This is a genomic window from Hymenobacter ginkgonis (assembly GCF_009755225.1).
GTDB classification, from domain to species: domain Bacteria; phylum Bacteroidota; class Bacteroidia; order Cytophagales; family Hymenobacteraceae; genus Hymenobacter; species Hymenobacter ginkgonis.
In genome coordinates this window covers 882,105-895,740 of sequence record NZ_WQKZ01000003.1, presented here as the reverse complement: position 1 = coordinate 895,740, position 13,636 = coordinate 882,105, and the positions used below count along the sequence as shown (strand labels likewise).

The 13,636-nt window shown below is 58.1% G+C and carries 14 protein-coding genes; 10 read left to right on the top strand and 4 right to left on the bottom strand.

The window, feature by feature from the left end; all coding sequences use genetic code 11:
* Window positions 1-47: 47 nt before the first annotated feature.
* From GO988_RS15110 to groL, 6 genes are all read left to right on the top strand, one after another.
* On the top strand, window positions 48-1,376 hold the full coding sequence (locus tag GO988_RS15110) for a sigma-54 interaction domain-containing protein (protein WP_157566880.1): 1,329 nt from the start codon (window positions 48-50) through the stop codon (window positions 1,374-1,376).
* Window positions 1,357-1,896, top strand: coding sequence for an LptE family protein (locus tag GO988_RS15105; protein ID WP_157566878.1), 540 nt, complete (start codon window positions 1,357-1,359; stop codon window positions 1,894-1,896). Before GO988_RS15110 ends, GO988_RS15105 begins: the two co-directional genes overlap by 20 nt.
* 110 nt (window positions 1,897-2,006) lie before the next feature.
* Window positions 2,007-3,197 (top strand): hypothetical protein, encoded by a 1,191-nt coding sequence (locus GO988_RS15100; protein ID WP_157566876.1) that lies wholly within the window; start codon window positions 2,007-2,009, stop codon window positions 3,195-3,197.
* A gap of 15 nt (window positions 3,198-3,212) precedes the next feature.
* Window positions 3,213-3,593 carry a preprotein translocase subunit SecG gene (secG, locus tag GO988_RS15095; protein ID WP_157566874.1) on the top strand — a complete coding sequence of 127 codons (381 nt, stop codon included), beginning with the start codon at window positions 3,213-3,215 and terminating at the stop codon, window positions 3,591-3,593.
* A 247-nt stretch (window positions 3,594-3,840) separates the two neighbouring features.
* Entirely contained in the window at window positions 3,841-4,131 is a 291-nt protein-coding gene (gene groES / locus GO988_RS15090; RefSeq protein WP_198172782.1) for a co-chaperone GroES, read from the top strand.
* A gap of 63 nt (window positions 4,132-4,194) precedes the next feature.
* A complete protein-coding gene (groL, locus tag GO988_RS15085) occupies window positions 4,195-5,841 on the top strand; it encodes a chaperonin GroEL (RefSeq protein ID WP_157566872.1) in 1,647 nt (548 codons plus the stop codon).
* 109 nt (window positions 5,842-5,950) lie between these two features.
* On the opposite strand, the gene GO988_RS15080 is transcribed toward groL, so the two are convergent.
* From GO988_RS15080 to GO988_RS15070, 3 genes are all read right to left on the bottom strand, one after another.
* Window positions 5,951-7,507 carry a peptide MFS transporter gene (locus GO988_RS15080; RefSeq protein WP_157566870.1) on the bottom strand — a complete coding sequence of 519 codons (1,557 nt, stop codon included), beginning with the start codon at window positions 7,505-7,507 and terminating at the stop codon, window positions 5,951-5,953.
* Window positions 7,508-7,937: 430 nt separating this feature from the next.
* Entirely contained in the window at window positions 7,938-8,159 is a 222-nt protein-coding gene (locus GO988_RS23795; protein WP_198172780.1) for a hypothetical protein, read from the bottom strand.
* A 302-nt stretch (window positions 8,160-8,461) separates the two neighbouring features.
* Window positions 8,462-9,160, bottom strand: coding sequence for an NUDIX hydrolase (locus GO988_RS15070; RefSeq protein WP_157566866.1), 699 nt, complete (start codon window positions 9,158-9,160; stop codon window positions 8,462-8,464).
* Window positions 9,161-9,298: 138 nt separating this feature from the next.
* On the opposite strand from GO988_RS15070, the gene GO988_RS15065 reads away from it, so the two are divergent.
* A complete protein-coding gene (locus GO988_RS15065) occupies window positions 9,299-9,811 on the top strand; it encodes a metallophosphoesterase family protein (RefSeq protein ID WP_157566864.1) in 513 nt (170 codons plus the stop codon).
* Between the two features lie 100 nt (window positions 9,812-9,911).
* Here the strand turns inward: GO988_RS15065 and GO988_RS15060 are convergent, their stop codons facing one another.
* The gene (locus GO988_RS15060; RefSeq protein ID WP_157566862.1) at window positions 9,912-10,412 is read right to left on the bottom strand and encodes a hypothetical protein; all 501 of its coding nucleotides are present in this window, start codon (window positions 10,410-10,412) and stop codon (window positions 9,912-9,914) included.
* A gap of 96 nt (window positions 10,413-10,508) precedes the next feature.
* On the opposite strand from GO988_RS15060, the gene GO988_RS15055 reads away from it, so the two are divergent.
* The 3 genes from GO988_RS15055 (at window position 10,509) to GO988_RS15045 (ending at window position 13,635) form a co-directional block, all read left to right on the top strand.
* The gene (locus GO988_RS15055) at window positions 10,509-11,576 is read left to right on the top strand and encodes a threonine aldolase family protein (RefSeq protein ID WP_262885686.1); all 1,068 of its coding nucleotides are present in this window, start codon (window positions 10,509-10,511) and stop codon (window positions 11,574-11,576) included.
* 47 nt (window positions 11,577-11,623) lie between these two features.
* Window positions 11,624-12,898 (top strand): cation:proton antiporter, encoded by a 1,275-nt coding sequence (locus GO988_RS15050; protein WP_157566860.1) that lies wholly within the window; start codon window positions 11,624-11,626, stop codon window positions 12,896-12,898.
* A gap of 77 nt (window positions 12,899-12,975) precedes the next feature.
* Entirely contained in the window at window positions 12,976-13,635 is a 660-nt protein-coding gene (locus GO988_RS15045) for a metallophosphoesterase (protein WP_157566857.1), read from the top strand.
* Window position 13,636 lies beyond the last annotated feature (1 nt).

The following is a 13,636-nucleotide window of genomic DNA, read 5'->3' as shown; positions in this document are numbered from 1 at the left end:
TCCATGTCAAGGCGCCTTGAGGCGCCTCTGCAAGCAGAACTCAGAAATTGACAAATCAAGAAATTCAAAGCATTAAGCAACGGTTTGGCATCATCGGCAATGCGCCGACGCTGAACTACGCTATTCAGGTGGCTACGCAAGTGGCCCCGACTGACATGACCGTGCTTATCACGGGCGAAAGTGGGTCGGGTAAGGAATCGTTTTCCAAAATTATCCACGCGCTCTCTCCGCGTAAGCACGGGCAGTTCATTGCCATCAACTGCGGCGCCATCCCCGAGGGCACAATTGATTCGGAGCTATTTGGGCACGAAAAAGGTGCGTTTACTGGCGCCAACGAGGCACGCAAAGGCTACTTTGAAGTGACGGACGGCGGCACCATTTTTCTGGATGAGATTGCCGAAATGCCGCTTGGCACCCAAGCACGCCTGCTGCGTGTACTCGAAAACGGCGAGTTTATTCGGGTGGGTAGCAGCAAGGTACAGAAAACCGACGTGCGGGTAGTGGCAGCTACCAACGTGAATTTGCTCGACCGCGTGCAGGCCGGCAAATTTCGCGAAGACCTCTACTACCGCCTCAACACGGTGCCCATCACGGTGCCACCGCTGCGCGAGCGTGGAGACGATATATACCTGCTGTTCCGCAAGTTCACGGCCGATTTTTCGGAGAAGCACCGGGTAAAGCCCATTTCGCTGACGCCCGACGCGGTGCGGCTGCTAACACGCTTTCGGTTTCCCGGTAATATTCGGCAGCTTAAGAACTTAGCCGAGCAGATTTCGGTGCTTGAGCTAGAGCGCGAGGTGGATGCTACGCGCCTCGCCACGTACTTGCCCGCGGCCCAAACCTCGCTGCCTATGGTGCTGCCAGGCGGCGCCGATGCCAACGGGGGCTTTGGCTCGTACTCGGAGCGCGACATCCTGTATCGCCTGCTTTTCGACATGCGGCGCGACATGACCGACCTCAAAAAAGTGGTACTGGAACTTGCTGGGGGTAGCAGCAACCCGCGCCCCGCCGACGCCCAGGAAGTGCTGCGCCAGAACAGCCACCTGTTCAATAACCTTAACGAGGCATCGCCCTACCCCAACCCCGAGGGCCCAGCCGAGAGCAACTACTACCTGCCGCCCGCCGCAACGGCGCCGCTGCGCGTGGACGTGTCGCAGGCGACCACTTACGACGAAGACGACGATGCCATCCAGACGGAGGACATATCGCACGAAACAGAAGAGGAAACCCTTTCGCTCGACGCTATTGAGAAGGAGATGATTCTCAAGGCTTTGAAAAAGCACCACAACAAGCGCAAGTACGCCGCCCAGGACCTGGGCATCTCAGAACGCACCCTCTACCGCAAGCTTAAGCAATATGACTTGGAATCGGCCTAACCTGTCGCGTGCGTGGCTGCTGGCGCTATTGCCGGTGCTGCTGCTCTGCGGCGGCTGCGGAATCTATTCGTTTAATGGCACGAACATCGACCCGACGGTAAAGACGTTTTCCATTCAGACGTTTCAAAATAGTGCCCCCAACGCACCGGCTTACTTGTCGCAGCGCTTTACGGAGGATATTAAGGACTACTTTCAGCGCAATACCACGCTGAAGCTAGTGCCTCGCGACGGCGACCTGCAGTTTGAGGGCACCGTGGCGGCGTATGACTTTGCTCCGGCCGCTATTCAGCAGGCTGGTACGCTGCCCACGGCGGGCGCCAACCGGCTCACCATTCAGGTGCAGTTGCGTTTCACGAATACGAAGGATACCAAGCAGGATTTCGAGCAGACCTTTCAGAGCCAGCGCGACTTTGCCTCTACGCAAGACATCGCGGCGGTGAACAATGACCTGACTTCGGTGCGCGAAATCACGCGTAACATCATCACCGACATGTTTAACAAGTCGGTGGCCAACTGGTAGTTGGCGGTTGATTGCTGGCGAGCTGCTACCCGCGTTTGCTGCTTCGGTTGTAATGTTGCCGGTTCAACTACGGCCCTTCCTCTTACTCATTTTCTCGGCTCACCCCTCGCATGACTCGCGCTTCGCTGCTTCACCTCCTCGCCCACCCTGCCGCCCTCACTGGGCCCGACGTGCGCGCGCTGGAAGAGCTAGCCCAAGCCTTTCCGTACTGCCAAACAGCCCACCTACTGCTGGCCAAAGCTGCCCACGACCAAGGTTCTATGCTGGCTGCCCAGCGCTTGCGCCGCGCCGCGACCTATGCAGCCGACCGCGCACAGCTGCGCCAGCTTATTGAAACGCCGGCGCCCGTAGCCGCAGTGGTAGTCGAAGAGACCCTACCCGAATTGGCGCCCCTAACGCTGGCGCCTACCCCCCCGGCTGAACCACAAGTTCTCCCCGAAATTGAAGTAGCACCTACTGCTAGCGACACTGCGCTTGAGCAAGGACTACCTATTGAAAGCCAATCAGTTGCTCAGCTAGAAGACAAGCCTGACCAAATAATTGGCTTGGCTGAACCCGAGGAAGAGCTACCGGTTTCTCCCCCCCTTGCAGAGCAAGAGCCGCCTGCTCCTACCCCCCTCGTGGAGGAAGAGCTACCAGTTCAGGCACCTCCCATTCGCCCACCGGCCGAGGCCGAAACGGCACGGCGTGAGTTTGGCTTGGCTGCTCAGGAGCCGGCCGAAATTATGGCTTACCGCCTACCAGAATTAGAGGAAGCCGCGCCTGCTACCCCAGCGCTGGCCACGGCCGCTACCCCCTTGCTGCCGGTATTTAGCGGCGTAGCCGACGTTGGCTATGCACCCAGCGAGGGTAGCCGCCTGGGATTTTGCCTAGTCAGGGGCGGTGAGGGCAGTGAAGAGAAGCTTGACCCTATTTTGCCCAGTGCTACCCTACCCCCTGCTGGCGAGTTCTTTGCGCCGGACGCGCTGTTGCTTGACCACCTCACGACACACCAGCCTGTCCCACTGCCTAAAGTGAACCCGCTGGACCTGATTAATAGCTTCTTACAGCGTGCCCCTACTGCTTCGCGCCGCCGGGCCATGCCTACCCCCGCCATGCCCGACACGGGCACTCAGGCCGACTTGTCCGTGCGCAGCACCCGCCCCGAGCCGGAGCTAGCTTCCGAAAATCTGGCGCGCATTTTGGCGCGGCAAGGGAAAAATGAGCGCGCCATCGCAGTTTATGAACGCCTTATGGTGAAACACCCGGAAAAAATGGCGTACTTTGCAGCCCAAATTGAATCTTTGCGCCCATTGGCGTAGCTTTTACTCATTTCCATGTACCTCACTTTAGTTATCCTTATCCTTGTCGTGTGCTTTCTGCTGGCCTTAGTGGTGCTGGCCCAAAACCCCAAAGGTGGCGGACTTAGCAGCCAGTTTGGCGCGGGTGGCGCGGCTAACCTCATGGGAGTGAAACGCACTGGCGACCTCCTCGAAAAGCTTACTTGGGGCTTCGCCGTGGGCCTGATAGTACTGGCCCTGGCTACCCATATGCTTGGCGGGGGCGCCGGCCCAGTGCGTAGCGTCAACCAGCAGGCGGCGCAGAAGACGGCGCTACCCGCAGCCCCAGCCCCGACTACCCCAGCCGCACCAGCCCCTGGTGCACCAGCCGCACAGCAGCCTACTACCCCGGCTCCTCAGCCTACCCCGGCTAACTAAGAACAAGCGTACATTTTTTAGAAGCCAGTGGCTTCCGCGCTAGGCGGGGCCACTGGCTTTTTTTATTGAGCACGGGGCCGGCTTTGCCGGCCTACTTGGCTAGCCTAGGGGTTGTTTTCTGCCAAAGCGGGCCAGGTTGGCTTACATTCTGTCAGGTTTGGTTGGTTGGCACATTTAGTGTCAATCGCCGCTACGGAACTATCAAGTTTCGCTTTTATCCAAAACATCCATTCCCCTATCCCAACAAATGGCACTGAGCATTAAACCGCTGGCCGACCGCGTGGTCATCAAAGCCGCCGCCGCCGAAGCCACTACCAAGTCTGGCATCATCATCCCCGACACCGCGAAGGAGAAACCCCAGCGCGGCGAAGTAGTAGCCGTAGGTGCTGGCAAAGTAGCTGACAACGGCACCACCATCAAGCCCGAGGTGGCAGTAGGCGACCAGGTGCTGTACGGTAAGTGGACCGGCACGGAAATCACCGTGGATGGCGAAGACTACCTCATCATGCAGGAAAAGGACATTCTGGCCGTCCTCTAAGACGCGTCAGCTTCTGACCGATAGTCTTTTCCTCCTACCCCCTTTATTTCCCTCCCCCTAGCAATGTCTAAGAACATCCTATTCGACGCCGAAGGCCGCGACAAACTCAAACGCGGCGTGGACAAACTGGCGAATGCCGTTAAAGTAACGCTTGGCCCTAAAGGCCGCAACGTTATCATTGACAAGAAGTTCGGCGCGCCTTCTATTACGAAGGACGGCGTAACGGTAGCCAAAGAAATTGAACTACGCGACCCCATTGAAAACATGGGTGCCCAGTTGGTAAAAGAAGTTGCCAGCAAAACTGCTGACCAAGCTGGTGACGGCACTACGACTGCTACCGTATTGGCTCAGGCCATCTACGCGGCTGGCTCGAAAAACGTAGCCGCCGGTGCTAACCCGATGGACTTGAAGCGTGGCATCGACAAGGCCGTACTGGCTGTTGTTGCTAATCTGAAGTCGCAGTCGAAGCCAATCGCCAACAGCGCCGAAATCGCGCAGGTGGGTACTATCTCGGCCAACAACGACGCTGAAATCGGTAAAATGATTGCCGATGCCATGGATAAAGTTGGCAAAGAAGGCGTTATCACGGTAGAAGAAGCGCGTGGCACCGAGACCGAAGTAAAAACGGTAGAAGGCATGCAGTTTGACCGCGGCTACCTGTCGCCCTACTTCGTGACCAACCCCGAGAAGATGGAGACGGAGTTTGAGAACCCCTACATCCTCATCTACGACAAGAAAGTGAGCACCATGAAGGAGCTCCTGCCGGTGTTGGAGCAAGTGCTGCAAACGGGTAAGCCCCTGTTGATTATCTCGGAAGATGTGGACGGCGAAGCGCTGGCTACCCTGGTAGTAAATAAACTCCGTGGCTCGCTGAAAATTGCCGCCGTAAAGGCTCCTGGCTTCGGTGACCGCCGCAAGGCGATGCTCGAAGACATTGCTACCCTCACGGGTGGTACGGTGATTTCGGAAGAGCGCGGCTACAAGCTGGAAAATGCAACCCTCGAGTACCTCGGTACCGCTGAGAAAATCATCATCGACAAAGACAACACCACGATTGTCAATGGTAAAGGCCAAAAAGAGGACATCACGGCGCGCGTGAACCAGATTAAGGCCCAGATGGAAACCACCACGTCGGACTACGACAAGGAGAAGCTGCAAGAGCGCTTGGCTAAGCTGAGCGGTGGTGTAGCCATCCTCTACATCGGTGCTAGCACCGAAGTGGAGATGAAAGAGAAAAAAGACCGCGTAGACGATGCGCTGCACGCTACCCGCGCCGCCGTTGAGGAAGGTGTGGTACCCGGCGGTGGCGTAGCCCTCGTGCGCGCTATCGAAGCGCTCGACGCCGTTGATACTCACAACAGCGACGAGAAAACCGGTGTGCAAATTGTGCGCACGGCCCTCGAAGCTCCTCTCCGTACCATCGTAGCTAACGCCGGTGGCGAAGGCTCGGTAGTAGTGCAGAAGGTGCGCGATGGCCAAGGTGACTACGGCTACAACGCCCGCGAAGACCGGTACGAGAACATGACGGCCGCTGGTATCATCGACCCAACCAAAGTAACCCGTTTGGCCCTCGAAAACGCTGCTTCTATCGCCGGCTTGCTGCTGACGACCGAAGCCGTTATCTCGGACGAGCCTGAGCCTAAAGAGTCGGGTGCTGGCCACGGCGATGGTGGCATGGGCGGTATGGGCGGCATGGGCGGCATGATGTAAGTGCAGCCTACCGCTGATTCGGCAGATTTTGCTGACGCAGTATCCCAACAAAAAGCCCCGCTGGACAATGTCCAGCGGGGCTTTTTGTTGGGATGAGTTCTGACCCCCTCTATCCTACCGCAGGTGGGTAGTTGCGGGCATCCATCATTTTGGCCAAGCGGCCGCTGATGAGGAACAACAGACCGGCTGCCACGGCTGCCGATACGACAAACACCATGAAAAAGTCGTAGAGGCTAGTAATGTGGAAGCCTAGCAACACCGGCGCGGGCTTCGTCGATTTGGGGTCGGGGTAGAGACTGCTCATGTAGCCAGCGAGGTAGTTGGCCGCCGCATTAGCTAAGAACCACACAGCCATTAGCAACGAGGCGAACTTGACCGGGGCGAGTTTATTCACCAGCGACATGCCGATGGGCGACAGGCATAGCTCGCCAGCCGAATGCAGGAAATACAGCGCTACTAGGAAGAACATGCTCACTTTCACACCGGGCACTAAGTTGTGCACGCCAAAGCACATAACGAGGTAGCCAGCGGCCAGTAGCGCCAGGCCCATCGCCATTTTAACGGGCGAAGCGGGCTCGGTACCGCGCTTGCCCAGGGCCGTCCAAACCAACGCCACCAGCGGCGCGCCGGCCACCACGAAAATAGCATTTAGATTCTGGAAGATACTGGCTGGCAGCTCGTAACCGAAAATGGTTCGGTCCATTTGCTCATCCGCGAAGAACGTGAGGGAAGCGGGTGCCTGCTCGAAAGCAGCCCAGAAAAACACCACGAAAAACGACACGATAAAGATGACCATGATGCCTTGCACATCGGCTCCGGTCAGCGACTTGTCGCTGAAAATCATGAAGCCAATGGCTACCAACGCGATACCTAGTAGTGGCGCAATAGTGGGGAACATGGCCGAATCAAGCCACAGAATACCCAGTACCAAGGCAAACAATACCGGCAACAAGGCGAAAATGCCCTTCACGCCGCCCGAATGAGCGGGCGTTAAGCCCAGTTGCACGCCCTCGGGCGTATGTAAGTATTTGCCCTTACCCCAGTTAAAAACTGCCGTGCCTAGCACCATCGCAATACCGCAAGCCAAAAACGCCCAGCGAAAATCGCCGGGGTGGCCAGTATCACCGATAAGGCTAGTGATGGTGTTGCCAATGAAAGAGCCCAAGTTGATGCCCATGTAGAAGATGGTGTAAGCGGCATCCTTGCGCGTGTCGCCCGCCGAATACAGCGAGCCCACCATCGACGAGATATTGGGTTTAAAGAAGCCGTTGCCCACAATCATCATTCCCAGGCCCGCGTAGAGCAGCCAGTGGCTAGCGGGTGTGCCGTAAATATTGGCCGCCGCAAATAGCGTGAATTGCCCCACGGCCATTAGCAAGCCGCCTACCGTGATAGAGCGCCGATTGCCCCAGTAGCGGTCCGAGATAAAGCCGCCGATAAGCGGCGTTAGGTACACTAAACTTGTGTAGCCACCATAGAACTTCGACGCGAACGCCTTGTCCATCATCATGGCTTTAGTCAGGAAGAGCACCAGCACGGCACGCATGCCGTAGTAACTGAAGCGTTCCCACATTTCGGTGGCGAACAGCAGGTAGAGGCCGCGCGGATGGCTGCCCGAGGCCGTTTGGGGCGGTAGCGGGCGCAGGCTGGCGGTAGCAGGTTGCATGCAGTAAACGAAGAAGTAAAAGAGAAGAAAGAAAATACCCTGGCGCCGCAGTGGGCGGGGGCTGGGTAAAGCTAAGGAAACTTTGGGGAATAGTGGCCCTGCCTACCCCCCCGTAAACCTACCATAACGGCAGTTTTACGGCTGCGCCACAGCCAGCCTAGCTTATGCTCAACGTTTGAGAAAAAGATGGGGGTAGGCAATCACGTTGAACTACCGCTTGGCTAGGTGTGATTTGAGCAGTAAAACTTCCGCAAACGTTTGTGGGATTTGCGAGCTATCATTCGTACATTTGCGGGCACTACGCCGCTCATTCCCACCCACTTTTGTACTGTGGTTAACTAATCATTTGATTGGTTAAACCTACTAAATAAGTTTGCCCACAGAAAAGCCCCGTTGACTAAGTGTCAGCGGGGCTTTTCTGTGGGCAAACTTATTTAGTAGGTTTAGTAGGAACGATGCGCAAACCTAGTAAGCGATTGGCACTACCCGTCTGAAACACAGGCAACACCAAGTAATTAGCGGCATTGGACTGCAAGGAAGCCCGGCCCATCAGGCTATCCTCGTGCTGGCCTACTAGCAACAGGTCGCGCACCTGCCGGGTACGGGCATCATAGTTAGCTACGAGCGTAAAGCCCTGCATCTTAAATGCCAAAGCTGAATCGGGTAGTTCTAAGCCTCCGGCAGGGCCCATAACCGGGTCGCTAAAACCTGGCGGCAGCGGCTTGGGCACTCCTAACCGATGGCGCAGGCCATCAATTGAGGTGCCGAGCAAGGCCGGCACATTAACTGTGGGCGCTATACTATCTCTTTTTATGCTTGAAATGGGCACGTGAGTGGGCTCGTGGGCACCGGAACAAGCCCCCAAAAGAAGTAAGCCGCCACCTACTAGCGCGCTAGCCAGCGGGCGCAACTTATCCCTAGTAAATACCCCCCTACCCCACACCTGGCCTTTCATTAGTCGGAAGTAGTCGTTTTGGCAGGCTTGCCGGCCATCTCGCTCAAGTAGTGGCGTACTACTAGCGTGATGGAAGCATACGACTCTTCGAGACGCGCTAGAGCATCTTGGGGCGACATCCAGCGCACTTCCTCAATGTATTCCTCGGTTTGAGGGCGCATCACCGAATCGTCGAGGCATTGCATCACAAACCAACTGGTTTTCTTGAGCATCTTGTTGCCTTTATAGGCGTAAGAATGCCAAGTGCTGGGTAATTCTTCACCCAACTCTACCTTAATATTGCATTCTTCTTCTACTTCACGCATGGCTCCCAGGGCCACGTCCTCATCGCTCTTGAGCTTACCCTTGGGCAAATCCCACTTTCCGAGGCGGTAAATCATGAGCACCTGCCCGTTCTTCACTACCAGGCCACCCGCGGCCTTGGCAATTTTGAACTGGTCTTTGAGGTGCAAAATGAGATTTTTCTTTTTGCGCACCAACATGGTGAGCGAGTCAAGTTTTTTAAGTTTTTTTACTTCCATCAGCCGCAGCAGGCGGTCGAGGAAGGCGGGGGTAGCGTCGCGCACGAGCACGTCGCCAACCAGGTCTTTGCTGGTGAAGTCATCATCGGCCGCGAGAACGAGGTCGTATTTATGCTTGTACACCTTCTCGCTGAGCTTTTTAATAATCAGCGGAACATCGTTGATGAAAACGTTCATCGGGAAAAAATCGGAAATGAAAAGCGAGAGCCGGCCGCAACTGCCCCCGGTGCTGCCCATACGGCGGAGAGCGCTGCAAGATACACGCTGCTTTCATTTCAGCGCTAGCTCGGCAGTCCGGCTGCATCTTTGTGGCTTATGACGCGCATCGGCTTGCTTTCAGATACCCACGGCTACCTCGACGAACGCATTACCCACCATTTGCGCGGGGCCGACGAAATATGGCACGCCGGCGACTTCGGCGCCGCCGATGTAGTAATGGAGCTGGCGGGGCTGGCGCCAGTGTTTCGGGGCGTGTATGGCAATATCGACGGGCCCGAAATTCGTGGCACCGAACCGCTGGTACAAGACTTTGAGGTAGAGGGCCTGCGGGTATTGATGACGCACATTGGCGGCTACCCCGGCCACTACTCTCCGGCAGCCCGGCAACTGTTGGCCCAGGCACGGCCGGGGCTATTCGTGTCGGGGCACTCGCATATTTTGCGCGTCATGCCCGACCCCAAGCTGCACTTGCTGCACCTGAACCCCGGCGCCGCAGGGCGGCACGGCTTCCACAAAGTGCGGACGCTCGTGCGCTTTGGCATCGACCAAGGCAAAGTAGTGGACGTGCAAGTAGTGGAGCTGGGCCCGCGCAGCGCGCTAACCGAATAGCTATCGCCCTACCCCATAAAAAAGCGCCTCCCTTCGAAAAGGGAGGCGCTTTTTAGTTGTTTAGACCAGGCTTAGCAGGCAAGTGCCCACTAAACGCGAACTACAAAGCGATTTCAGGCTTGGGGTGCTCGCCTTCTTGGCCGTCTTCGTTCACCGGCTTGGTTTCGGCTTCAGCGGCGTCGAAGCCTTCGCTACCAGTCTGGTTGGCTTTGGTGGCTTGGTTTTCTTCGGGGCTATCGCTGCTGATGACATGCTTAGCGCCTTCCACGAGGTTGTGGGCAGCTTCCTGCACAGCTTCAAAAGCGCTGGTGTGCGTAACGGCTTCGGCAGCGTCGCTGGCTACCTGCTTTACTTTTTCGGCAGCGGCCGAAGCAGCGTGAGCTACTTTGTCCAGCAGGCCTTCGGCCTTTACGCTAGGCTCAGAATTTTTTTTTTCATCGGCAGCCTCCACGGGCGCCGACGTAGTGAAACGCGACTTCAGCTCGTCCAAGTCCACGTTCTTCAGCACGGGCGTACGCAGCAAGTTCTTGATTTTGCGCGTTTCATTGTTGGCACGGGCAATGTTTTTGCGGTGCTTGCGCTTTAGACGGGTAACGGACATGATATTCGGGGCAATTAGAGTTCTGGGGGACTTCTGGCAAATGAGGTGCAAAAATAAGGCTTTACTTTTGAAATCCCAAACCTTTTGCTCAATCCTTTGGCTTTCCCTCTTTCTACCCTGCCCCTCATCGACTTGCGCTCCGATACCGTGACGCGCCCTACCCCCCCCATGCTGGCTGCTATGCAGGCGGCCGCCGTTGGCGACGACGTGTATGAGGAAGACCCCACCGTGCGCGAGCTGGAAACCAGCCTAGCGGCGCGCTTCGGCATGGCCGCTGGCCTATTTTGCCCCTCGGGCACGATGACCAACCAGTTGGCCATTATGGCGCACTGCGCGCCCGTGTCGGAAGTCATTTGCGAAGCTTCGGCCCACGTGTATTTGTGGGAAGTAGGCGGCATCATGCACCATGCCCGGGCCTCAGTGGCGCTGCTGCCCGGCGAGCGGGGCCGCCTCACGGCCAGCCAAATAGCGGGTGCCATTCGGCCCACCGGCAACGTTCACTACCCCACTACCCGGCTGGTGTGCCTCGAAAACACCCACAACCGTGGCGGTGGCAGCTGCTACCAATGGGCTGACTTGGTGGAGATTGCTGCCGTGGCCAAGCAACACGGCCTAGCGCTGCACCTCGACGGTGCGCGCATCTTCAACGCCTTGGTGGCTACTGGCCAGCGCAGCGAGGACTATGGCACGCTGTTCGATTCGATTTCGGTGTGCCTGAGCAAAGGGCTTGGGGCGCCAGTGGGCTCGGTGCTGTTGGGCTCGCAAGAGTTTATTAATGGCTGCAAGCGGCTGCGTAAATTATTTGGGGGCGGCTGGCGGCAGGCGGGCTACTTGGCCGCAGCCGGGCTATTTGCCTTAGAAAACAATGTGGCGCGCCTAGCCGACGACCACCGCCGCGCCGCCCAGCTAGCCGAGGCGCTACGCCCGCTGCCCTACGTAGCCGAAATTTTGGCGCCCGAAACGAACCTAGTAATTTTTCGGCTCGATGAAAGCCACCTGACGGTGGCTGACTGCCTGAGCCGGCTCGAGGCGCAGGGCATCAAGGCCAGCGGCTTTGGGGGCAGCTGGGTGCGCTTTGTCACGCACCTCGACGTGACGGACGACATGCTGGCGCGGGTAATAGCCGCTTTGCCGGAGCTAGCTGGGGCCGGCCGGCCAGCTTAGTCTTTGCGTACTAGCGGCAGCCTACCCCCTCCTCCTTTACTGACCGCATGGATTTATATAATGCTTTGGCTTTGCTGCTGGTGATGGCAGCTGCTTTTGCCTATCTCAACCTCCGCTTCCTCAAAATGCCCCCGGCCATTGGCCTGATGAGCCTGGGGCTACTGCTGTCGCTGGGGCTGATTGGCTTGGCGCAGCTGGGCGTGGGGCCGGTACTACACTTGGCCGCGTTGGTAAGCCACATCGACTTCAGCGCCCTAGTGATGCAGGTGATGCTGGGGTTTTTGCTTTTCGCCGGGGCCATTCACGTCGATGCCCGGCGGCTGGGCAAGCTGCGCTGGCCGGTGGGCACGCTGGCACTCATCAGCACGCCGCTGAGCACGGGGCTGGTGGGTGGGGCCATGTACGTGGTGCTGCCCTGGCTGGGGCTGCCTACCCCCCTTACTTACTGCCTGCTGTTTGGGGCGCTCATTTCACCCACCGACCCGGTAGCGGTGCTAAGTATTCTAACCAAAGCCAATATCGCTAAAGACCTGGAATTGAAGATAGTAGGCGAATCACTGTTCAACGATGGCGTGGGAGTCGTGCTGTTTGTGGTGCTGCTGGAAGTAGCGCGGCTGGGCCCGCAAGAAGTATCGGTGGGCCGCGCGCTGGCCATTTTTTTGCAGGAAGCGGTGGGCGGCTTAGCCCTCGGCACGGCCCTGGGCCTAGCCACGGCCTGGCTGCTGCGCTCCATCGACAACTACCAGGTAGAAGTATTGCTGACGCTGGCGCTGGTGGTGGGTGGCACGGCCCTGGCCCAGCATTTACACACCTCGGGGCCGCTGGCGATGGTGGTGGCCGGCTTGCTGGTAGGCCACTTTAGTCGCAGCGGCCGCCTGCTGTCGGAGGAGTCGCAGGACTACGTGGATAAATTTTGGGAGCTCATCGACGAAGTGCTCAACGCTTTACTCTTCGTCCTGATGGGCCTCGAAGTGCTGGTGCTGCACCTGCCCCAGCGCACGGTGTGGGCCGGGCTGGTGGCCATTGGGGTAGTGCTCCTGGCGCGGCTGCTAGCCGTGGCGCTGCCGCTAAGCGTACTCAAATTGAACCCCCATTTTCGGCCCTCGCGCCACGGGGTAGCCATGCTTACGTGGGGCGGCCTGCGCGGGGGGCTGTCGGTGGCGCTGGCGCTGGGCCTGCCGGCTGCGGCGCCTCGCGAGCTGCTAGTGGGCATTACCTACGTAGTAGTGGTATTTTCGATTATTGGGCAGGGGCTGACTATTGGGCCGTTGGTACGGTGGCTGGGAGTAGGGCGGCCGGAGGCAAACGCGCAGGCCGACTAGTGTTTTTTTGGGCTGGCTGCGGCTTGGCTGGCTACTTTCCGGCACCCAAGCGGGGCAGTTGCTGTTCTTAATGAAGTATGAATTTCTTTGTGATTGCCGATATCCACGGCTGCCTGCACACCTTCCGCGAGCTGCTTACCCACTGGCGGCCGGCGGAGGAAATGCTGGTGCAACTCGGCGACTTGGTAGACCGCGGCGGCTTCAGCCCCGAAACGGTAGAACTCTGCCGCCAGCTCAGCCAGGACTTTCCCACCAAAACCCTGTTTTTGCAGGGCAACCACGACTGGGCCATGGCCGAGCACTTGGGGCCGAACGGCCCCTACTCGCCTTGGCTGAGTTGGGGGGGTAGGGCGACGCTGCTGCAATACCAGCGCCAGCGCAACTGGCTGGCGCCGCACGCGGCCTGGCTGGCCGACCGCCCACTATTTTGGCAAAACGAGCATGTGCTGTTTTCGCACGCGGGCTTTGCCAATACGCCGCTGCCGCTCAACCGAGTTAATAACGATGGCGTGCTGTGGCGGCGCGGCCCGCTGCGCAATATGGGCCAGCTGCAAGTAGTGGGCCACACGCCTACCGAAAGCAACGCACCCGAGCGCGACGAAAAATCGAACACCATTTACCTCGATACGGGGGCGGCTCTTGGCCACTGCCTCACGGGCCTACGCCTGAGCGAAACCGGCACCAAGCTGGAGATTATCGCCATCCCGACCTACCCCCGCGACCTCAAACGCGATTAAT